This is a genomic window from Bartonella sp. AP4SXKL (assembly GCF_042195845.1).
Classification (GTDB): domain Bacteria; phylum Pseudomonadota; class Alphaproteobacteria; order Rhizobiales; family Rhizobiaceae; genus Bartonella.
Window position 1 is genome coordinate 82,367 of record NZ_JBHIPA010000002.1, and the last position, 20,790, is coordinate 103,156.

Here is a 20,790-nt window from a genome sequence, read left to right on the forward strand (position 1 = left end):
AAAAGAGCTCCGAAGAATATAGGCAAAAGCAATTCATGCCTTTGCCCTTTAGTAATCACGCTGAAGCTTTATCAATGAACTTGACTGCATCGCCAACTGTGAAAATCGTTTCAGCAGCTTCATCTGGAATTTCTACCCCAAACTCTTCTTCAAAAGCCATAACGAGTTCAACCGTATCAAGGCTATCAGCCCCTAGATCATCGATAAAGCTTGCATTTTCTACAACTTTATCAGCATTAACCCCAAGATGTTCCACGATAATTTTCTTAACGCGCTCTACTGTATCACTCATGTTGAAATCCTCGAATTTATATTTCCTATAATTTGGTTAACTATATCGGTTCATCTAATCAAGCAATAGATGCATTACTTTAAAAGATTTTAGTAATGATTTAAAACATCCTGTGGATATCCCCTACAAAATGAACCAATCTGACATTCCGACATCAATTGATCAACGACCATATTAAAGAAATAGATGCATCTATCCATTTCAATCGTTACTATCTAAAATAATACAACTCATAAATCAATGTGGAATAAAATAAATACTCAAATCATTGCCATTCCACCATTGATATGGAGTGTTTGACCTGTCGTATAGGCTGCTTCATCGCTTGCTAAATAAACAGCAGTAGCGGCTATTTCTTGCCCACTTCCCATACGTTTCATCGGAATCGCAGCCATAATGGCTTCTTTTTGCTTTTCATTAAGCTTGTCTGTCATTGCGGATTTAATAAATCCTGGAGCAATACAATTGACAGTGATGTTTCGCGAAGCAATTTCTTGTGCCAATGCTTTAGAAAAACCTATCAAGCCTGCTTTTGCAGCACAATAATTCGTTTGTCCAGGGTTTCCCACAACACCAACAACAGATGTAATGTTAATAATCCTTCCATAACGGCGGCGCATCATAGAATGTATTAATTCACGCGTCAAAAGAGAAGCAGCTGTTAGGTTAACTTCTAAAACATCATCCCAGTCTTTATCTTGCATACGCACAAAAAGACCATCCCTAGTGATTCCCGCATTGTTAACCAAAATATCGACGCCATCCATTTCTCTTTCTGCAACTTCAGCCAATTGTTTAATCGATTGGCGTTCAGAAAGATTAGCGGGGAATACAAAAACATTCTGCCCTAATTCTGCCGCCACTTCTCTAAGCTTTTCTTCGCGTGTTCCATGAAGTCCAACAATGGCTCCTTGTGCATGAAAGCAGCGTGCAATTGCCTCACCAATTCCTCCCGAAGCCCCCGTTACAAGAGCTTTACGTCCTGTTAATCTAAACATTTTTTAACTCCTTATAGATTAAACGCCGAGCATACCTAGCGCTGATTCTATTTCATCAACTGTTCCAATGGTTACCCCCTTTATATCTTTGTTAATACGACGCGTTAAACCTGTTAATACTTTTCCAGAACCAACTTCAAAAAGCGTATCAACTCCATTAGCAGCGATCCATTCTATTGTTTCACGCCATCGCACCTTCCCAGTCACTTGTTGGACAAGAAGAGTAGTAATACGCTCTGGATTGCTCTCAGGTGCAACAGAAACATTGGCAATCAAAGGAACAATAGGGGACATTTTGTTAACAGTCAAAAGTGCTTTCTTCATGGCATCAGCAGCAGGTTGCATTAAAGATGAATGAAAAGGTGCAGAAACAGGAAGAAGAAGTGCACGTTTTGCACCTTTTGTTGATGCAATCTCTACCGCTGCCTCAACTGCTTTTGCTTTACCGGAAATAACAATTTGCCCACCACCATTATCATTAGCAATCTGACATAGTCCTTCTCCAGAAACAGTTTCACAAATTTCTTCCACAATGTGCTCTTCTAAACCAATTAATGCAGCCATAGAACCTTCACCAACCGCGACAGCAGCCTGCATAGCATTGCCACGAATACGCAAAAGTCTTGCCGTATCTGTGAGAGTAAATGTACCAGCAGCACAAAGAGCCGAATATTCGCCTAAAGAATGACCAGCAACAAACCTTACCTTTTCTTCTATACGAAGCCCTAATTGTTTCATCACACGAATGACAGCCATAGATACAGCCATTAATGCCGGTTGTGCATTTGCTGTTAACGTTAAAACATCTGCTGGTCCTTCAAAAATGATCTTTGATAATTTCTCACCCAAAGCATCATCAACTTCCTCGAAAACCATCCGTGCGACAATAAATTGCTCTGCAAGCGCTTTCCCCATACCAACAAGTTGACTCCCCTGCCCTGGAAAAATAAAAGCTGCACCCATTTATCAACTCCTAAAACTGTACAATTAAATTATTTTCTTTTGACCTTATTCATCCGCACAAATCAATATAAAGCCCTTTATTTAAAACGAATACCACACCTAAAATTATATTTTAAGGGCGGAATTTGATATAAAAACTTAGGAAAATAGGGTGCTATAAACTGAATAACACCCAAACTTATGAGACTTCCTAAAAGTGCACCTGCTAAAATATCAAAGGGATAATGTACACCCACAAAGATGCGCGCCCAACAGATCAAACACAAAAATACGGTGGCAAATTTAAAAGTAACTTTGTATCGGTAAAAATAAAAGTTAGCTGCATAAGATGCAATGGTCAAGGCATGATTACTAGGAAAAGAAGCTGTTGCACGATGTTGAATAAGCGGTGTCGTCAGCCCTACCACGAATGGGCGAGGATGAAAATAAAAAAGAGAAATGAGATAACCTATGAAAAGAGATGCACAAATACTCATGCAAATGCTTAGCACAACACACCGTTCCCTCTCCCCACCACAAAACCACAACGCACAAAGATGGAGAGGAATAATATAAATTAAAAACTTTGCACAAAAAATACTAAACAAAACTACAATCGACCAAGCTTGATGATTGCCGACAAACATTTCAAAGAGTGTAACATCAATCTGGTTTAAAAAGTCCATTTTTCCCTCCTTTGCCTTTATATTACAGTATTATCTTTTTGTAGAAGAAGGAAATATATCAAGATTTAACAAATCAATTTTTTTGTGTGCATAAACTTGCTATTTTAAAAGATAACCTGTAGATATGAAATATTCGTTGCCGGCACTTTAGCTGGAGGTTGAACGGAGGGCTGTAAAATATCAGTAGGAAATACAATGTTTCCGGCCTCCCGTATCTCCGCTCTGAGATGTCTCGAATTGTAAACGCGTCCTTTCTTCTTTGGATTTCCAAAAAAGACAAGTCGCAGAGGCTTTGCGCTAAAACCGGTGAAATTTAATTGAAGAAAGGCAAAACAATGGCTCTTTATGAACATATGTTCCTTGCCCGACAAGACATTGCACCGCAGCAAGTTGATGAACTTTTGAGTCTCTACAAAGGTGTCATTGAAGCGCATGGTGGAAAAGTTGGGCGTATAGAAAATTGGGGACTTCGTCCTCTTGCTTACCGTATTCGTAAAAACCGTAAAGCTTATTATGTCTTAGTCAATATTGATGCACCAGCTTCAGCAATTGCTGAAGTGGAGCGTCAGATGCGCATCAATGAAGATATTTTGCGTTATATGACCATTCGCGTAGAAAAACACGAAAAAGAAAAATCTGCTATGCTCTCACACCTTGATCGCAATAGTCACATTGGACATGATGAAGAGCGTCCTCGTTTTCCACGTCGTCAACGTGAAAATACTATAGAAGGGGTAGAATGATGACTGATACTAATCAAAACTCTGCACGTCGCCCCTTTCATCGTCGTCGTAAAACATGTCCTTTTTCAGGGACCAATGCTCCCAAAATTGATTATAAAGACATCAAGTTGTTACAACGTTATATTTCCGAACGTGGGAAAATTGTTCCTTCACGGATTACTGCTGTTAGTCAGAAAAAACAGCGTGAATTAGCTAATGCTATCAAACGTGCTCGCTTTTTAGGCTTACTTCCGTATGTTATAAAGTAAGCAATCAATACGCTATGCAACTGGAGAGTTTCTCCAGTTGCTTTTCTTATATGGTTAAAAAATAGCTTGTTGTATCCTATGTTAAGCTATTAAATGTCAAAGTTGGGGTATTGACACGCCTCTAACTGCAGAAAGCAGGACAGCAATAAATGAAAAAAAATCGTACTTATGAGATATTAACCGGTATTTTGGCAGGATTATTTGCTGTTGTGATAGGACTGGCAATCATCAGTGTTGCAAATATCGCGCCCTTTTTTTCTCTTCTTCTTGGCTGCTTTCTTTCATTGCCAATTTTTATTGTTGCGTTCGGTCAAGGAACATTAGCCAGTCTCATCGCCCTCATAAGTGCTACTGTTGTTCTTATCATAACCACTAATACCTATATTGCTCTTGGCTTTATGTTCTTATTTTTCCTTCCTGCTGTCTATGCTTCTTGGCTTCTTGGGCTTGCACGACCAGCGCAAAAAGAAAACGAACTGATATGGTATCCATTATCATCGGTTATTTTTCATTTAACTAATTTTATCGCTCTTATAGCAACTTTCATTGGGCTCTATGTTCAAACACGTCCTTCCACACCCATCGTTGCAAAAAAAATCACCGAAAACATAGCACAAACTCTGCAACAAACACAGTCAATAAAAGAAGCCGATATACGCGCTTTTAATGAGCTTTTAATGACGCATACAGCAACTTTTACTGCTTTTTCTTTGACTATTTATAGTTTGGTTTTTCTCATTGGTAACCTTTACTTTTCCATGATAGCAGCACAACATATGAAATGGCTGAAAAGACCCCGTGATGATTGGAGCCAAACTCTCCGCCTTCCAATTTCTGGAATTATTATTTTTATTATTGTTTGCATAGCATCGATGATTGAGTTGAGCTCTTCTCTTAACTTGAGTACCCTTGCCTTTAGTACTGCATACACTGTCATCATATTAATTAGCGGTCTAGCATATCTTCACAATATTACAAAAGGGGTAAACGGTCGGATTATTATACTTTCTCTTGTTTATATTGCTATTTTTACAGTCGTTTTTACTCCACCTATTGTTTTCATGATGCTTTTGATGGGAATTTGGGCTGCTATTCAATACAATTTTCAATCACGCAAAAAACTCCACTAAATTTATTTGTTCGAAAGGAAAAACTATGGATATTATTTTACTTGAGCGCATTCCTCGTCTTGGTCAGATGGGTGATATTGTCTCAGTTAAAGATGGTTATGCGCGTAATTTTCTCTTGCCTCAAGGTAAAGCTTTACGCGCAAATGAAGCTAATAAAAAACATTTTGAGGTACAACGTGCACAACTTGAAGCACGTAATCTTGAACGCAAAAGCGAAGCGCAAAAAATTGCTGAAAAACTTGATGGACAATCATTCATTGTTGTTCGTTCTGCTGGTGAAACAGGACAACTTTATGGTTCTGTGTCAACACGTGATATTGCTGAAATCATAACAGATGAAGGCTTTTCTATTGGAAGAAATCAAATCGAACTTAATCATCCAATAAAAATGATCGGTCTTCACACTATCACTCTTAGCTTACATCCAGAGGTTCAAATTTCTGTGATTATTAATGTTGCGCGTTCTACCAGTGAAGCACAACGCCAAGCAGAAGGTGAAACCCTCACTTCGGCTAAAGAAATATATAATATTCAAGAAGAATTATTAGAAGAAAGTCAGGAAGAATTATTGGCAGAAGAAATTAATGACAACGATATAAACAGTTCTCATCAAGAAGCTTAATTGCTATTTTTGCTTTCTGTTTTATATTTTTTATTCCATTTTAAATATCGCTCATAAAATACTCACACTTTAAAAGTGAGTATTTTATGGCTATCGTACATAAAGAACCTAATTTTTATGAAAGAATTAGAAATATATTATTTAAAGGCATTACATGCCGAGAATGATAATATCACTAAGAGTGAAATGTCTTTTTTTTTCCAGCGTATAAAGCAAAAATAATTTAAAGTTCTACCCTTAAGGCTAAAGTTTGTATGAGCGTTAAGTTGATTATATCCTCACATGATCTGAAATAATTTCAGTTATAAAAAAATAATTCTACTTACACAGATATTGGAATTTTAAGGTTAAGTAACTTAAAAATACTTAAATTTAGAGTAGCAAAACTTCCACTTTAAAATCACATATTATAAAATAAAATAGATAGACGTTATATAAATAATACACAAATGATAAATGAGGAACGAAAAGAGAGTTTTAAAAAATTATATAATTTTAACTTAAAATGAAGATTTGTAGCTCTATTCTTTTAATTATACGATTTTCAATTTATCGCCTAAAGTAGCTAGACTTAGAATTTTAGTGGAAAAATATTATGGAAGAAACTAACGTTGTTAATGTCAGCTCTTCAAAGAAAGAGGATTCTCCTTCTTTTCGGCAACTTCCGCATAATATTGAAGCTGAACAGGCATTGCTTGGTGCCATCTTTATCAACAATGATTCTCTTGACCGCGTTTCAGATTTTCTAAAACCAGAACACTTTTTTGAACCATTGCATCAAAAAATTTATCATGTTTTATCTCACCTTATTAAAATAGGAAAACGTGTAGATCCAGTTACAATCAAGCCCTATATCCAAATGGAAGAAAAAATTGGAGATATTACTGTATACCAATATGTTGTTCGCTTAGCCACAGAGGCAGTCACTATTATTAACGCTGAAGATTATGGACGCGTCATTTACGATCTCTTTATCCGACGGTCTTTGATTAACCTTGGAACTCAAGTTGTCAATACAGCCTTTGATGCTCCTGTAGAACTCACACCTACCCAACAAATTGAAACTGTTGAAAATCAGTTATTTGAGCTAGCAGAAAAAGGGAAATATGGAGGTGGATTTGAAAATTTTAATGAGGCTATTAAAAAAGCTATCGATATGGCAAGTGCTGCGAAAAAGCGCTCTTCACAATTATCAGGGATAGCCACCCATATTAAAACACTTGATGAAAAAATGGGAGGATTACAAGCATCTGACTTAATTATCCTTGCGGGCCGCCCTGGTATGGGTAAAACCTCACTGGCTACCAATATTGCCTTTAATATTGCTAATGCTTATAATCGTAATGCCAATATCCAAGAAAATGAAGGCGGCATTGTGGGATTCTTCTCACTTGAGATGTCATCCGAACAGCTTGCAACCCGTATTATTTCTGAACAAACAGAAGTCTCTTCTTCTGATATTCGGCGTGGCAATATTTCAGATGAACAATTTTCAAAAATTATTCGTGCGGTGAACCAACTACAAAAGGCACCACTTTATATTGATCAAACTGGGGGAATATCAATTACGCAATTAGCTGCTCGTGCGCGGCGTCTCAAGCGGCAACATGGTTTAGATATCTTGTTTATTGACTATATCCAACTCATGACAAGCAGTTCAAAGCGTTCATCAGAAAATCGTGTTCAAGAGATCACAGAAATTACCACAGGATTAAAAGCATTAGCAAAAGAATTGAATATTCCTATTATCGCTCTCTCTCAACTTTCTCGTCAAGTAGAAAATAGAACAGATAAACGTCCACAGCTCTCAGATTTACGTGAATCTGGTTCAATTGAGCAAGATGCCGATATCGTTCTGTTTGTCTATCGCGAAGAATACTATCTCAAAAATGAAGAACCAAAACTAGGTAGCTTGGAACATACGAAATGGCAAGAAATAATGGATAAAGCTTTTGGAAAAGCTGACGTTATTATTGCAAAACAGCGCCATGGGCCGACAGGAATCGTGCCCCTTGCCTTTCAATCTGATTTCACACGCTTTAGTGATCTGGCCGATAGCAATTACCTTCCAGAGCAAATTGGTTAAATCGACATGGCGCGTAATCGTATTCAATTTATCTGTCAAAATTGCGGAACCATCCATTCCCGTTGGGCAGGAAAATGTAGCGCTTGTGGGGAATGGAATTCCCTTATCGAAGAAACTATAAATAGCGGCATAGGAAGTGGTCCTAAGCAGAATGCTCGTAAAGGACGCATTGTCACACTCACATCTCTTTCTGGAAATATCGAAGATGCTCCACGTATTCATTCTGGTATTGCTGAACTTGATCGTGTTACCGGTGGGGGCTTTGTCCGTGGATCAGCACTCCTTGTTGGAGGTGATCCGGGTATTGGTAAATCAACATTGCTAACACAAACAGCCGCTGCTTTATCACGTAAAGGATATAATGTCATCTATGTTTCAGGTGAAGAGGCTATTGCGCAAATTTGTCTGCGCGCACAAAGGCTTGAAGCTAACAATACAGAAGTGAAACTTGCTGCTGAAACCAATGTTGAAGATATCCTGGCAACCTTAAGCGAACATAAAAACCTTGATATGGTGATTATCGATTCGATTCAAACCCTATGGTCAGATACAGCAGATTCAGCACCTGGTACTGTCACACAAGTACGTATCGGTGCTCAAGCTATGATCCGCTTTGCCAAGAAAACAGGAGCCGCCGTTGTTCTTGTTGGGCATGTTACAAAAGATGGACAAATTGCTGGTCCTCGAGTCGTTGAACATATGGTTGATGGCGTTCTCTATTTTGAGGGTGAAGGAGGACATCATTATCGCATTCTTAGAACTGTAAAAAATCGCTTCGGACCAACAGATGAAATTGGTGTCTTTGAAATGTCTGATAAAGGATTACGCGAAGTGATAAATCCATCTGAATTATTTTTAGGGGAACGTAATGAAAAAGCACCAGGCGCTGCTGTTTTTGCAGGAATGGAAGGGACACGCCCGATACTCGTAGAAATTCAAGCGCTTGTTGCTCCTTCTTCCCTTGGGACACCAAGACGTGCGGTTGTCGGATGGGATGGAAATCGTCTTTCTATGATTCTTGCCGTTTTAGAAGCTCATTGTGGCATTCGTTTTGGACAGCATGATGTCTATCTGAACGTGGCAGGTGGATATCGCATATCAGAACCTGCTGCTGATTTAGCTGTAGCCGCTGCTTTGGTATCTTCTCTTGCCAATATCGCATTGCCAACGGATTATGTCTATTTTGGTGAAGTCAGTCTTTCAGGAGCTACCCGCGCTGTTGCACATTCAGCACAGCGCATCAATGAAGCAAAAAAACTCGGCTTTCAAGGAGCCTTTCACCCCACAACAACAACCGAAATGATGAAGTCGCTCAACTTTCAACAAAAAACTTTCTCCGACCTTCCCGAACTCGTTGCTACTCTTACCGTAAGTAAAAAATGATCTGCACCACAGATATGATAATATAGAAAAAACTCTATAAAATACAAAAGATCCTTGCTATAAGAACAAAAAATGGCATAACAAAAAATATATTTGCACACAGACTTAAAAGAACACAACTTTATGTATAAGGAACAAACAAATGATCATAACAATCCTTGATGGAATTGTCGTAGTAATCATCCTGTTTTCCGCTTTTCTTGCTATGCTTCGAGGATTTTCACGTGAAGTGTTATCGTTGATTTCTTGGGCAGTTGCAGCTGTTACGACACTGTTTTTATTCAAACCTGTCTTACCTTTCTTTGAACAATATCTCTCTAATAAAATGATTGCATTGATCACAACATTGGTCACAATTTTTATTATTGTTCTCATTATTACTTCAATTATTACAATGAAGATCTCTGATTTTATTATTGATAGTCGAATTGGTATCCTTGACCGTGCTATTGGTTTTATTTTTGGAGCACTTCGTGGTTTACTTATCATGGTCATCGGTATGTTGCTGATTAATGCACTGATTAAACCCGAGCTTCAAGCGAATTGGTTAAAAAATGCAAAAACAAGGCCTATTTTAGATTCATTGGGACAAAAAGTTTGGGAAATACTCCCCAAAGATATTGGATCTGTTCTCGAAAAGACGGAAAATTTGTTTAAAGACAGCAATAAACTTACGTATGAGCAACACTCTCATGAAAAGATAATTTTCAAAAAATAGAGAATAGTTTTTCATGAGGAAAGAGAACTAAATGATGTAAAATGTGATATTAATGATTCCTCCATATCACAACTGAAAGAATATGATGATAAAAAGCGATGTTTTCTGTCAAGAATTTTCATTAGATGATGATACCCTTCATGAAGAATGTGGAGTTTTTGGTATTCTTGGGCATGAAGATGCCGCAACATTAACAGCTCTTGGACTCCACGCACTTCAGCATCGTGGGCAAGAAGCAGCTGGGATTGTTTCTTACCATAATAAAATATTTCATCAAGAAAAGCATTTAGGTCTTGTTGGCGATCACTATACAAACCCTGCAACACTTGCGCGCTTACCAGGAAATCGTGCTATTGGACATACCCGTTATTCAACAACTGGAGAAGTGGCATTACGCAATGTTCAACCCCTTTTTGCTGAATTGAAAGTTGGAGGTATTGCTATTGCGCATAATGGTAATCTTACCAATGGTCTCACATTACGCCGTGAACTCATCGCTTCTGGTGCTATCTGTCAATCAACGTCAGATTCAGAAGTTTTTCTCCATCTTATCGCTCGCTCACGTTATGAATCGTCCTCTGATCGTTTTGTTGATGCGATTCGGCAAGTAGAAGGTGGGTATGCTATGTTAGCGCTCACACGTACAAAGCTTATTGCGGCACGCGATCCAACAGGAATTAGACCTCTCGTGATGGGGGAACTTGATGGTAAGCCTATCTTTTGTTCTGAAACTTGTGCTCTTGATATTATTGGAGCAAAATATGTCCGTGATGTTAAAAATGGAGAAATCATCATATGTGAAATACAAAAAAATGGGGAAATTACGAAAAAAATTATAAAACCAGAAAATGAGACACCAGAAAAGCTTTGTTTATTTGAATATGTTTATTTTGCCCGCCCGGACTCAATCGTTGGAGGGCGTAGTGTTTATACAACACGTAAAAATATGGGAATTCGTTTAGCACAAGAAGCCCCCTGTAAGGGTGATGTTGTAGTTCCTGTTCCTGACGGAGGAACACCTGCCGCAATTGGCTATGCACAAGAAATTGGAATTCCCTTCGAGCTTGGTATTATTCGTAATCACTATGTTGGCCGCACTTTTATCGAACCAACACAACAAATTCGCGCTTTTGGCGTCAAGTTAAAACATTCGGCAAACCGTCCTGTGATTGAAGGAAAACGTGTTATTCTGGTTGATGACTCTATTGTGCGTGGAACAACATCCCTTAAAATTGTACGAATGCTTCGCGATGCAGGAGCAAAAGAAGTTCATATGCGCATTTCTAGCCCTATGATTTTTTATCCTGACTTTTATGGTATTGATACACCTAAAGCTGAAAACCTTTTAGCAAATCAATATCCAGATTTAAAATCTATGTGTGATTTTATTGGAGCGGATTCATTAGAATTTCTTTCAACGGATGGATTATATCTTGCTGTAGCAGGGGAAAAACGGAATAACGCCGATCCACAATTTACTGACCATTATTTTACTGGATATTATCCTACGCATCTGGTTGATCAAGAAAATCTCTCCAAAATTCATCAATCATCTGTTCTTAAAACAAGAGATTAATGATGACAAAACGTGACTTTAGTCTCCATGGGCGTGTTGCACTTGTTACTGGCGCATCAAGAGGGATTGGCTATTATTTGGCACTCGAGCTTGCTGCACGCGGTGCTCATATTATTGCTCTTGCACGAACAGTCAGTGGACTTACTGAATTAGATAATCAAATCCGAGAAAAAGGAGCTCATGCAACCCTTGTTCCCCTTGACTTGCATCATATGGAAAACATCGATACCCTTGCTATCTCAATTGCCAAACGCTGGAAAAAACTTGATATTATCGTTGCAAACGCAGGAATTCTTGGAACACTCTCACCAATAGCGCATATAGAAAACACGGTATTTGAAGATGTTTTTCAAATAAATCTTTTCAGCCAATGGCGCTTAATGAAAGCCGTTGAGCCTTTATTACGTGAATCTGATGCTGGACGAGCCATCCTGTTATCCTCAAGCGTTGCGCATGCTGCGCGCCCTTTCTGGGGAGCTTATGCAGCCTCTAAAGCGGCTTTAGAGGTGATTGCCCGCTGTTGGGCAGAAGAACTCAAACAAACCCCTATTAAGATTAATTGTGTCAACCCTGGTGCCACACGCACTGCCATGCGCGCTGAAGCTATGCCCGGTGAAGATCCACAAACTCTTCCTTTACCACAAGAGGTTGCAAAAAAGATAGTCCATTTGTTATCACCTGATTTAAAGGAAACTGGAAAACTCTTTAATGTCCATAAAAATCGGTTTGTAGATTATCATGTACCTGATTGATCATCATATGAGAAGTAAATCGTTTGACTCTCTCTTTTTCCTGTGCTTTTCGACAGAAGAATGAAGCACTTTATAATTCTTGGATAGCTTTAGCATCAGCCTTTTTCTCTTCTAAAGTAGCACGTTTATTATAAGCGATAAAACTACAAGGGAGAAAAATCATATAGCTAACAGCTGTAATCAATAAAGTTTCCCATGTGTAAGTCGCAAGAAAACCGACATAAATAACAATGACCAACATGCAAGGTATAACGATATCGCGCCTTAAATTTTGATCAATTGTTTTTGCATTCCATACCGGTAAACGACTAATCAAAAGAAAAGCAATAATTACAGTATAAAGACTAAAAAATAATGCCCACCCCCAATTGGGGACCAAACCAAGAGTGCCTAAATAGGTAGGCAATAAAAGTAATAATGCTCCTGCTGGTGCTGGAACACCAACAAAATAACTTCTCTGCCACTTAGGTATATTGGGGTTATCTAACATCACATTAAAACGTGCTAATCGCAAACAACAAGCAACACAATAAACAAGGGCAGCAACCCACCCAATATGATTCGCTTGATTCAAGATAAAAGAATAAACAATGAGTGCAGGGGTAACACCAAAATTTATAACATCAGCAAGAGAATCCATCTGTGCCCCAAAAGATGAACTACCATCTATTAAACGGGCAATGCGACCATCAGCACCATCTAAAACTGCGGCCAAAAGCACCATTAAAATAGCAGCTTCATAGCGATGTTCAAAAGCCAAACGAATGCTGCTCATCCCTGCACAAATTGCTAAAATAGTAATGATATTGGGAATGACATACCGCATTGATGTAGGTGAACGCCGCCGATTTGCAACATCATCATGCTGCCCCTCAGGATTGAATGAAGAAAATGGCGAAAAATTTTTCATTGTGAGTCCTAATCGTATCTGAAGTCCGTTGTGGCACTCTTATCATCAAAAGAACCCAAAACTGTTTCTCCAGCAATTGCTGTCTGTCCAACTGCAACACGCAATTTCATTTCAGTTGGTATATAAACATCAAGGCGAGAACCAAAACGAATCAATCCAAATCGCTCACCAGTCATAACGGCATCGTTTTCTTTTGACCAGCAAACAATCCGGCGCGCAACCATTCCCGCTATTTGTACGACACCAATTTTACCATGTTTGCTATCAATTACCACCCCATTACGCTCATTAAACTGACTAGCTTTATCAAAGTCAGCATTGGTAAATCGACCTGGATGATAAACGATAGACTCTACTGTACCACTGATAGGAATACGATTAATATGGCATGAAAAAACATCCATAAAAATGGAAATACGGATCATTTCATCTTTCCCTAATCCTAATTCTTCAGGTGGAACACATGATTCCACAAATGAAATACGCCCATCTGCAGGCGACATAACCCAATTTGAATTCAAAGGGATCACACGATCTGGATCACGGAAAAAGTATACACACCACACCGTGAGAACGAGACCAAACCAAAACAACGGACTCCATATCCAACCAAGAATGAGCGAAATAACAAAAAACGCTACAATAAAAGGATAACCTTCTTTATGAACCGTTACAAAGCTATTATGGAAAGATTGCAGAATACTCATATAATTTCCTATTCATCGTAAACTTAAACAAGCAACAAAGCTTTTTGTTCCTCTTGTGTCTTTTTATGTATTTAATCAATCACTCCATATAAAGATATAGATTACATTTTGCTCTATTTATTTTTTACGATTAACAACACTCGTCTCATCTTCTTCACGCATTTTACGTAATTTTTCTTCTGCTTGCGATGCTTCAAGCTGCTTATTCCACATTGAAGCATAGAGACCTTTCTTGCGTAAAAGCTCTGTATGCGTCCCATTTTCAATAATACGACCACTTTTAAGAACTAAAATTTCATCCGCATTGATAACAGTAGAAAGACGGTGCGCAATAATCAATGTTGTACGTCCACGGCTTACAATATCCAATGCTTGTTGAATTTCCTGTTCCGTCGCCGTATCAAGAGCCGCCGTTGCTTCATCTAGAATAAGAAGTGGAGGAGCTTTTAAAAGTGTCCGTGCAATAGCCACGCGTTGTTTTTCACCACCTGATAATTTGAGACCTCGCTCTCCTACCATAGACTGAAAACCTTCCGGTAAAATTTCAATAAATTTTGATATTTGTGCCATTTCAGCAGCTTTGCGCATCTCTTCATCTGTAGCACTTGGACGCCCATAGCAAATATTATAGGCAATTGTATCATTAAATAACACCGTATCTTGTGGGACCATGCCAATCGCTTCACGCAAACTCTTTTGTGTTACGTCACGAATATCCTGCCCATCAATTGTGATAGAGCCTGCATCAACATCATAAAACCGAAAAAGCAACCGAGAAATAGTAGATTTACCGGCACCCGATGGACCGACAATAGCGACTGTTTTTCCTCCAGGAACTTCAAAATCAATATCTCTGAGAATCTGACGTCTCGAATCATAGGAAAACTTTACCTGATGAAAACAAATGGTCCCATCGCTTATCTCTAACGGTTTAGCATCCGATTTATCAACGATCTCTTTCTGAACATCTAAAAGATCAAACATTGCTTCAATATCCGTTAAACCTTGTCGAATATCACGATACATTGAACCAATAAAATTTAGTGGAATGGAAAGTTGCATTAAAAGCGCATTAATAAAAACAAAATCTCCTAAAGTTTGTGTCTTATAAAAAACTTCATAAGCTGACATCAGCATCATGATCGTCATTCCAATACCAAAGATAAGAGTCTGACCAAAATTAAGCCAGCTTAAAGATGTCCAAATCTTTGTTGCGGCTTTTTCATAACCTACCATAGAAGCATCAAATCGATCGGCTTCTAGAGTTTCATTACCAAAATATTTGACCGTTTCAAAATTCAAAAGAGAATCAACAGCGCGAGTATTCGCCTCAGTATCCGCTGTATTCATTTTTTGTCGAATGCGAATACGCCAATCACTCGCCTTAATGGTAAACAAAATATATAATCCAACCGTTACAACAACAATGAGAAGATAATGCCACCCATAACTTATATAAAATACCAGTGCCGTTAATATAAATTCTAAAACTGTTGGTACTGTACTAAGAATTGAAAATCTTACGATCGCTTCGATTCCTTTTGTTCCACGCTCAATCACACGAGAAAGCCCACCTGTTCGGCGTTCCAAATGAAATCGCAAAGATAACTCATGCATATGTACAAAGGTTTTATAAGCTAATTGACGAACAGCGTATTGACCAACAGTGGCAAACAGGGAATCGCGTAATTGATTTAATCCAGCCTGCATAATACGCGCGACATTGTATGCCAAAACAAGCATGATGGGAATAATCCAACTGGATGGGAACCATTCAGGTAGCTGAAAGCTTGAATCAAGCACATTCGTAGAATATTTAAATAAATACGGTACAGATATGAGAACGAGCTTAGCCAAAACAAGATAAAATATTGCCCATAGCACACGCATTTTTAGATCACGCCGCCCTACCGGCCACATATAGGGCCATAAATTGTAAAGTGTGTGCAGAGTCTTCCCTGTATCTGATGATACAGTTTTTGTCATTTCATTGCGTTTCATAAAGTCCTTACTTCTCTATCATCCGCACAAACAGGCAAAATACCCTCTGTGGTTATTTATAGATTCATCTCTTCATTATGGCTTCCAATAAGCTATACCTACCCGTTTTTTGAAGTTAGACTGTTTTTGAAAAAGGAACAAGAAATAATCCACTATACAATTTATTATTTTGATCTGTATTTTCATACCACTCTGCTGCAAATAAATTTTCAACTTTTACATGTTTTTTTTTCAATTCTGCCTGAAGCCATTTTTTTGTTTTACCAATCTCTTTCAGCCCCTTATCAAGAATTTCACCATTTTGTATTAAAATGATAGACTTCTTTCCTTCTTCCTTTTTAATAACGGAACAATCGCCATTGGTTTCTAAACGAACGAAAGCAGCTTCATGTAAACTACAGCCTTTAATGCGCAACATTGTAATCAGATCATTCACACTGATACCTAATTTTTTAATCTTATCCACTTGAAATACTCCATCTAAAACCAATGCAATATGTCGTCCTGCAATAAGACGACGAAAAAAAACTGAATAGCGCATCAGAAAATTAAGAGATGTGACTAAAGTCTGCCAAATAAATAAGACAATCAACAATTGAATACTGCTAACATCCGGACTATAAATAACGCCTCCAATAATACTTCCCATGACAAAATTACTTACCAAATCAACTGGCGTCATTTGACTAAGACTACCACGACCTGTGGTTCTTAAAATCAAGAGGAAAGCGATAAGTCCTACAACTAGTTTTAGTGCAACATACCCATAATGATATAAAAATTCCATCATATTCTCCTTTTTTATGGAGCTGCTGGAATAGAGACATTAGTGTCGCTTTAGTGTCGCTTTATTTCCCACACAGTTATGCGCTCACCACTCTGCGGATCCTTACTGTCTTTTAAAAGAACCCCCTTGGCTGCAAGCTCATCACGAATTGTATCCGCAGCTTCCCACTCTTTATTATGGATAAGTCTTAGTCTTTCGGCAATGCGCTGATCAATAAATTTTGTATCAAGGAAAGTTTTTCTCGTAAATAATGGGCAATCTATTTCTTTAATCCATTCTTGTCTTAACAGTCCTAATAAATTCATCCCATTCAGAAGAGCCAAAGCATTTCCTTCTTTATAAAATTTTCGCAAAAGAGTCAGTGCTTTTGGAGTATTAAGATCATCACTAAGTGCATCTATCAAAGTATCATCAATTGCTTCATTGTTTTTCATCTCACTCTTTTTGCTGCGAAGCCATTCATACCAACGATACAGTTCGCTGCTCGATTGTATTAAACGCTGTGCTGTCCAATTTAATGGTTCACGATAATGCGTTTGCAACATCGAAAAACGCGCAGACAAACCAGCCCAATTTTGCTTCATTTCATCGGTTAAAATACCATTAAACTCCCCCAAATTATTCTCTAAAACAGAACGAATAGTTATGAAATTGCCAAAGCTTTTCGACATCTTTTTGCCTTCAACTTGTAAAAAACCATTATGCATCCAAAAATTAGCCATTCGCTCCGTCCCAAAAGCTGAACAACTTTGTGCAATCTCATTTTCATGATGAGGAAAAATTAAATCAATTCCACCACCATGGATATCAAAAACATTGGCGGTCGGATCATCACAGGTTAAACCACCGCCATAGGGCGCTAATAACTTTGCCATTGACATTGCAGAACATTCAATATGCCAACCTGGACGACCTAAAACAGGAATTCCGCCCGGTGATTTCCAACCTGGTTCTCCTTCCACAGAAGGCTTCCACAAAACAAAATCCATCTCTTCCCTTTTATAAGCAGCAACATCGATACGCGCCCCCGCCCTCATTTCATCTAAAGAACGATTTGCAAATGCCCCATAATAGGGAGGATTTTTTATGCTACTTACAGAAAATAATATATGATTTTCCGCTTCATAAGCGTGCCCCTTTTCAAGCAACCTTTCAATTAAAGAGCGCATCTCCTCTAAATGCTCAGTGGCGCGTGGCTGACTGGTTGGCAACAGACAACCAAGTGCTATGGTATCTTGCTGAAACTGAGAATATGTACGTTCTGTTAAGTGACGAATAGCCTCATTCAATGATACGTTTGGATATTCGCTAGCTGCTCGTGCATTAATTTTATCATCGACATCTGTAATATTACGTGCATATAGAACATGCTCATTGCCATAAACATGACGCAATAAGCGAAATAAAATATCAAAAACAATAACAGGACGTGCATTTCCTATATGCGCATAATCATAAATTGTCGGTCCACAAACATAAAGGCGTACTCTTGTCGCATCTATTGGTGTAAATTTTTCTTTTTTACGTGTTAGCGTATTATAAAATCGCAACTCTTTCATTTATTGACTCCATGGACGATATTATGCACCGATCCTTTTAGATGTATCTTATCTCAAATCATTGTATTACGCGGTTTAAGCTAAAAACTTGTATCTTATAGTAAATTCTTCTTACCATTTTCCCATTGTATTTACGGCTGTATCCATCGTTTATCATAAAAACAATCTATTTTATTTGATTGGACAAAAGCGTTCTATCATTAGAGATGCTTTCTCTCCTTAAAGAAAATGAGCTTAGAAAAAAATCTATAGGCAATACAATATAAATCTATGTGAAAAATAGATAGTTTGCAGAAAGAAAATCTTAAATTTTTAACCACACAAAGCTTCGTCAGTATTTTCAATATTCCACAATGGGTTCCTTACTGCCTCTTACGCCCTATATTTTATAATCAATAATTGAGAATAATGTAGCAATTAACTTTATTTTTACACCGTTCTCATGACAAAATTATTTTATCTTTACAGAGTTTTATTCAAAGAAAGCAATAAAAATAATGCGGTATAGATTGATGAACATCATTATTTTAATATTTCTTGTCATTTCAATGCCAACCTTTGCACAACAATCTCCACCTTATGAAAAAAAATTACTCCGACTAGCAGAAATTTTGGGATCATTGCATTCTCTCCAAAATCTTTGCGAGCCTCCAACAAACCAATGGTATGACTATATGAATGCACTGATTGAAGCAGAACGCCCCATTCCACAAAGACGTGCTTATTTTTATGAAGCGTTTAATGAAGCGTATCGTGCTTTCTCAGAAAATTATCATCATTGTACACAAGCAGCCATTGAAGCCAACCAAAGATACATTGAGGAAGGAAGAATTTTATCTGAAAACCTCCTCATGCATTATAAATAATTAATCTATACAAAAAGTAGCTCTCTCAATCTTAGCGATATCAATGATACTCCTTTCACAAATGCGGGGAGCAATAAACCAGCTCTGAAAATAGAGAGACGTTTAAAGAATAATGTCTTGATACGCTTTTATTCATATGCGCCTTTTTCCCCATACAAAACTGTTCTTTGGCTTCCTCCCCACACTTTAACGGACAAAGATTTTTAACTAAATTTGCTCTGTAAATAATCTAGGTTCTTGTTGAACAAGGTTTCTCTTGGCTTCTAGCACATGTAATTTGCTGCATAGTTTCTACAAACAAGCCTAAGAATATTCACCACTCATTAAAAAAACACTTATGTACCAAAGAGGCTGACATACCCTATATCACCACTCTAAAGGATGGTATTTTACGGCATACTTATAATTTTAATCTGTTTACACCAAAGTTTCCATAAATTTAACAGGCTCTCCTTGTGAAGGTGTGACAATTTCACCTTCCCACATAACGCGCATACCACGGATAATAGTCCCAACAGGCCAACCTTTAACTTTTTGACCATCATAAGGTGTCCAACCGGCGCGAGAACCAATTAAGCTATTCGTAATAATTTCCTCTCGCTTAAGATCAACAATGGTTAAATCAGCATCAAACCCAACAGCAATGCGCCCTTTACAACTTATACCAAAAATACGACTAGGGCCATGTGAAGTGAGATCAATAAAACGTTCAAGAGATATTTTTCCTGCATTCACATGTGTCAACATAATTGCTGCTGTTGTTTGCACGCCTGTCATACCTGAAGGTGAAGAGGGATAAGGTTGAAGTTTTTCTTCAAGAGTATGAGGCGCATGATCTGAACCTAAGACATCAATAATTCCTTGTTGAACACCGTACCAAAGAGCGTCACGGTGGCGCGGCTCACGAATAGGCGGATTCATCTGAATTAATGTACCAAACTTCTTATAATCATCAGCCGTGAGTGTCAAATGATGTTGTGTCACTTCAATTGTTGCAACATCCTTATGTTTTTTTAGAAAATCAATTTCTTCTTCTGTCGAAAGATGTAACACATGAATCCGAGCCTTCGTCTCATGAGCAATTTTTACCAAACGCTGCGTACATTTTAATGCCGCAACTTCATCACGCCAAATCGGATGTGACGATGCATCCCCTTCAATACGCAATATTTTACGCTCTTTGAGCCTCGCCTCATCTTCAGAATGAAAAGCCGCACGACGGCGTGTATTCTTCAAAATAAGGCGTACACTTTCATCATCATCAACCAAAAGATCACCGGTAGAGGACCCCATAAAGACTTTAATTCCAGCCGCACCAGGAAGTCTTTCTAATTCAGATAGTTCATGAGCATTTTCACGCGTTCCTCCAACCCAAAATGCAAAATCACAATGCATTCGATGAAATGCGCGTTGAACCTTATCGCTTAATGTTTCTTCTGATGTTGTCAATGGATTGGTATTAGGCATTTCAAAAACTGCCGTAACCCCCCCTAACACAGCAGAATACGAGCCACTTTCCAAATCCTCCTTATATTCATTTCCTGGCTCACGAAAATGCACTTGGCTATCAATAATTCCTGGTAAAATATGAAGCCCCGTACAATCAATGACCTCACTAGCCGATGCACATGTAAGGTCGCCTATTTCAGCAATACGACCATTTGTAATACCAATATCACGCTTGCTTCTTCCATCATGATTCACAAGTGTTGCACCTTTAAAAATTGTATCAAATGTTTTAAACATAACCACGCTCCTTACATATTGCTCACTTATCGATTATG

General features: G+C 38.1%; 20 protein-coding genes. 10 read left to right on the plus strand and 10 right to left on the minus strand.

Annotated elements, in window-relative coordinates; translation table 11 throughout:
• Nucleotides 1–55: 55 nt before the first annotated feature.
• From ACFIMI_RS01530 to ACFIMI_RS01545, 4 genes are all read right to left on the minus strand, one after another.
• A complete protein-coding gene (locus ACFIMI_RS01530; RefSeq protein WP_004860281.1) occupies nt 56–292 on the minus strand; it encodes an acyl carrier protein in 237 nt (78 codons plus the stop codon).
• 260 nt (nt 293–552) lie between these two features.
• Entirely contained in the window at nt 553–1,290 is a 738-nt protein-coding gene (gene fabG / locus ACFIMI_RS01535) for a 3-oxoacyl-[acyl-carrier-protein] reductase (protein ID WP_375634127.1), read from the minus strand.
• Between the two features lie 18 nt (nt 1,291–1,308).
• A complete protein-coding gene (fabD, locus tag ACFIMI_RS01540) occupies nt 1,309–2,253 on the minus strand; it encodes an ACP S-malonyltransferase (protein WP_375692193.1) in 945 nt (314 codons plus the stop codon).
• Between the two features lie 77 nt (nt 2,254–2,330).
• A complete protein-coding gene (locus ACFIMI_RS01545) occupies nt 2,331–2,918 on the minus strand; it encodes an undecaprenyl-diphosphatase (protein WP_375612934.1) in 588 nt (195 codons plus the stop codon).
• Nucleotides 2,919–3,253: 335 nt separating this feature from the next.
• On the opposite strand from ACFIMI_RS01545, the gene rpsF reads away from it, so the two are divergent.
• The 9 genes from rpsF (at nt 3,254) to ACFIMI_RS01590 (ending at nt 12,176) form a co-directional block, all read left to right on the plus strand.
• Entirely contained in the window at nt 3,254–3,661 is a 408-nt protein-coding gene (gene rpsF, locus ACFIMI_RS01550) for a 30S ribosomal protein S6 (RefSeq protein ID WP_375612935.1), read from the plus strand.
• Nucleotides 3,661–3,909: a 30S ribosomal protein S18 gene (gene rpsR, locus ACFIMI_RS01555; RefSeq protein ID WP_012754957.1), complete on the plus strand. Its 249-nt coding sequence runs from the start codon at nt 3,661–3,663 to the stop codon at nt 3,907–3,909. The genes rpsF and rpsR overlap by 1 nt, the downstream gene beginning before the upstream one ends.
• A 149-nt stretch (nt 3,910–4,058) precedes the next feature.
• Complete coding sequence (locus tag ACFIMI_RS01560; protein ID WP_375612936.1) at nt 4,059–5,039, plus strand: hypothetical protein; 981 nt, start codon at nt 4,059–4,061, stop codon at nt 5,037–5,039.
• Between the two features lie 25 nt (nt 5,040–5,064).
• Nucleotides 5,065–5,661: a 50S ribosomal protein L9 gene (gene rplI / locus ACFIMI_RS01565; RefSeq protein WP_273791080.1), complete on the plus strand. Its 597-nt coding sequence runs from the start codon at nt 5,065–5,067 to the stop codon at nt 5,659–5,661.
• Between the two features lie 595 nt (nt 5,662–6,256).
• Complete coding sequence (locus ACFIMI_RS01570; RefSeq protein ID WP_375610161.1) at nt 6,257–7,747, plus strand: replicative DNA helicase; 1,491 nt, start codon at nt 6,257–6,259, stop codon at nt 7,745–7,747.
• Nucleotides 7,748–7,753: 6 nt separating this feature from the next.
• Nucleotides 7,754–9,130 (plus strand): DNA repair protein RadA, encoded by a 1,377-nt coding sequence (gene radA, locus ACFIMI_RS01575; RefSeq protein WP_375612937.1) that lies wholly within the window; start codon nt 7,754–7,756, stop codon nt 9,128–9,130.
• A 142-nt stretch (nt 9,131–9,272) separates the two neighbouring features.
• Nucleotides 9,273–9,848, plus strand: a complete 576-nt coding sequence (locus tag ACFIMI_RS01580) for a CvpA family protein (protein WP_375612938.1) — start codon at nt 9,273–9,275, stop codon at nt 9,846–9,848.
• Between the two features lie 82 nt (nt 9,849–9,930).
• Nucleotides 9,931–11,424, plus strand: coding sequence for an amidophosphoribosyltransferase (purF, locus tag ACFIMI_RS01585; protein WP_375631714.1), 1,494 nt, complete (start codon nt 9,931–9,933; stop codon nt 11,422–11,424).
• Nucleotides 11,425–11,426: 2 nt separating this feature from the next.
• Entirely contained in the window at nt 11,427–12,176 is a 750-nt protein-coding gene (locus tag ACFIMI_RS01590; RefSeq protein ID WP_375613045.1) for an SDR family NAD(P)-dependent oxidoreductase, read from the plus strand.
• 70 nt (nt 12,177–12,246) lie between these two features.
• Here ACFIMI_RS01590 and pssA read toward each other — a convergent pair whose 3' ends face one another.
• The 5 genes from pssA to cysS all read right to left on the minus strand — a co-directional run bounded on the left by pssA (nt 12,247) and on the right by cysS (nt 18,140).
• Complete coding sequence (pssA, locus tag ACFIMI_RS01595) at nt 12,247–13,086, minus strand: CDP-diacylglycerol--serine O-phosphatidyltransferase (protein ID WP_375611225.1); 840 nt, start codon at nt 13,084–13,086, stop codon at nt 12,247–12,249.
• A gap of 8 nt (nt 13,087–13,094) precedes the next feature.
• Nucleotides 13,095–13,793 carry a phosphatidylserine decarboxylase gene (locus ACFIMI_RS01600; protein WP_375612939.1) on the minus strand — a complete coding sequence of 233 codons (699 nt, stop codon included), beginning with the start codon at nt 13,791–13,793 and terminating at the stop codon, nt 13,095–13,097.
• A gap of 117 nt (nt 13,794–13,910) precedes the next feature.
• Nucleotides 13,911–15,794, minus strand: coding sequence for an ABCB family ABC transporter ATP-binding protein/permease (locus tag ACFIMI_RS01605; protein ID WP_375620728.1), 1,884 nt, complete (start codon nt 15,792–15,794; stop codon nt 13,911–13,913).
• A gap of 115 nt (nt 15,795–15,909) precedes the next feature.
• Nucleotides 15,910–16,581: a DUF421 domain-containing protein gene (locus ACFIMI_RS01610; protein ID WP_375611298.1), complete on the minus strand. Its 672-nt coding sequence runs from the start codon at nt 16,579–16,581 to the stop codon at nt 15,910–15,912.
• Nucleotides 16,582–16,631: 50 nt separating this feature from the next.
• Nucleotides 16,632–18,140, minus strand: a complete 1,509-nt coding sequence (cysS, locus tag ACFIMI_RS01615; RefSeq protein WP_375692194.1) for a cysteine--tRNA ligase — start codon at nt 18,138–18,140, stop codon at nt 16,632–16,634.
• 497 nt (nt 18,141–18,637) lie between these two features.
• Here cysS and ACFIMI_RS01620 point away from each other — a divergent pair, with 497 nt between their 5' ends.
• Nucleotides 18,638–19,006 (plus strand): TIGR02301 family protein, encoded by a 369-nt coding sequence (locus ACFIMI_RS01620; protein ID WP_375612942.1) that lies wholly within the window; start codon nt 18,638–18,640, stop codon nt 19,004–19,006.
• A 417-nt stretch (nt 19,007–19,423) separates the two neighbouring features.
• On the opposite strand, the gene ACFIMI_RS01625 is transcribed toward ACFIMI_RS01620, so the two are convergent.
• On the minus strand, nt 19,424–20,752 hold the full coding sequence (locus tag ACFIMI_RS01625) for a dihydroorotase (RefSeq protein WP_375668205.1): 1,329 nt from the start codon (nt 20,750–20,752) through the stop codon (nt 19,424–19,426).
• Nucleotides 20,753–20,790 lie beyond the last annotated feature (38 nt).

Coding starts and splice junctions, on each gene's coding strand:
- ACFIMI_RS01580 (WP_375612938.1), top strand. CDS start 9,273: ATGATCATAACAATCCTTGATGGAATTGTCGTAGTAATCATCCTGTTT.
- fabD (WP_375692193.1), bottom strand. CDS start 2,253: ATGGGTGCAGCTTTTATTTTTCCAGGGCAGGGGAGTCAACTTGTTGGT.
- fabG (WP_375634127.1), bottom strand. CDS start 1,290: ATGTTTAGATTAACAGGACGTAAAGCTCTTGTAACGGGGGCTTCGGGA.
- ACFIMI_RS01570 (WP_375610161.1), top strand. CDS start 6,257: ATGGAAGAAACTAACGTTGTTAATGTCAGCTCTTCAAAGAAAGAGGAT.
- ACFIMI_RS01620 (WP_375612942.1), top strand. CDS start 18,638: ATGCGGTATAGATTGATGAACATCATTATTTTAATATTTCTTGTCATT.
- radA (WP_375612937.1), top strand. CDS start 7,754: ATGGCGCGTAATCGTATTCAATTTATCTGTCAAAATTGCGGAACCATC.
- ACFIMI_RS01545 (WP_375612934.1), bottom strand. CDS start 2,918: ATGGACTTTTTAAACCAGATTGATGTTACACTCTTTGAAATGTTTGTC.
- ACFIMI_RS01600 (WP_375612939.1), bottom strand. CDS start 13,793: ATGAGTATTCTGCAATCTTTCCATAATAGCTTTGTAACGGTTCATAAA.
- ACFIMI_RS01590 (WP_375613045.1), top strand. CDS start 11,427: ATGACAAAACGTGACTTTAGTCTCCATGGGCGTGTTGCACTTGTTACT.
- ACFIMI_RS01530 (WP_004860281.1), bottom strand. CDS start 292: ATGAGTGATACAGTAGAGCGCGTTAAGAAAATTATCGTGGAACATCTT.
- rplI (WP_273791080.1), top strand. CDS start 5,065: ATGGATATTATTTTACTTGAGCGCATTCCTCGTCTTGGTCAGATGGGT.
- ACFIMI_RS01560 (WP_375612936.1), top strand. CDS start 4,059: ATGAAAAAAAATCGTACTTATGAGATATTAACCGGTATTTTGGCAGGA.
- ACFIMI_RS01610 (WP_375611298.1), bottom strand. CDS start 16,581: ATGGAATTTTTATATCATTATGGGTATGTTGCACTAAAACTAGTTGTA.
- ACFIMI_RS01625 (WP_375668205.1), bottom strand. CDS start 20,752: ATGTTTAAAACATTTGATACAATTTTTAAAGGTGCAACACTTGTGAAT.
- rpsF (WP_375612935.1), top strand. CDS start 3,254: ATGGCTCTTTATGAACATATGTTCCTTGCCCGACAAGACATTGCACCG.
- rpsR (WP_012754957.1), top strand. CDS start 3,661: ATGACTGATACTAATCAAAACTCTGCACGTCGCCCCTTTCATCGTCGT.
- ACFIMI_RS01605 (WP_375620728.1), bottom strand. CDS start 15,794: ATGAAACGCAATGAAATGACAAAAACTGTATCATCAGATACAGGGAAG.
- cysS (WP_375692194.1), bottom strand. CDS start 18,140: ATGAAAGAGTTGCGATTTTATAATACGCTAACACGTAAAAAAGAAAAA.
- purF (WP_375631714.1), top strand. CDS start 9,931: ATGATGATAAAAAGCGATGTTTTCTGTCAAGAATTTTCATTAGATGAT.
- pssA (WP_375611225.1), bottom strand. CDS start 13,086: ATGAAAAATTTTTCGCCATTTTCTTCATTCAATCCTGAGGGGCAGCAT.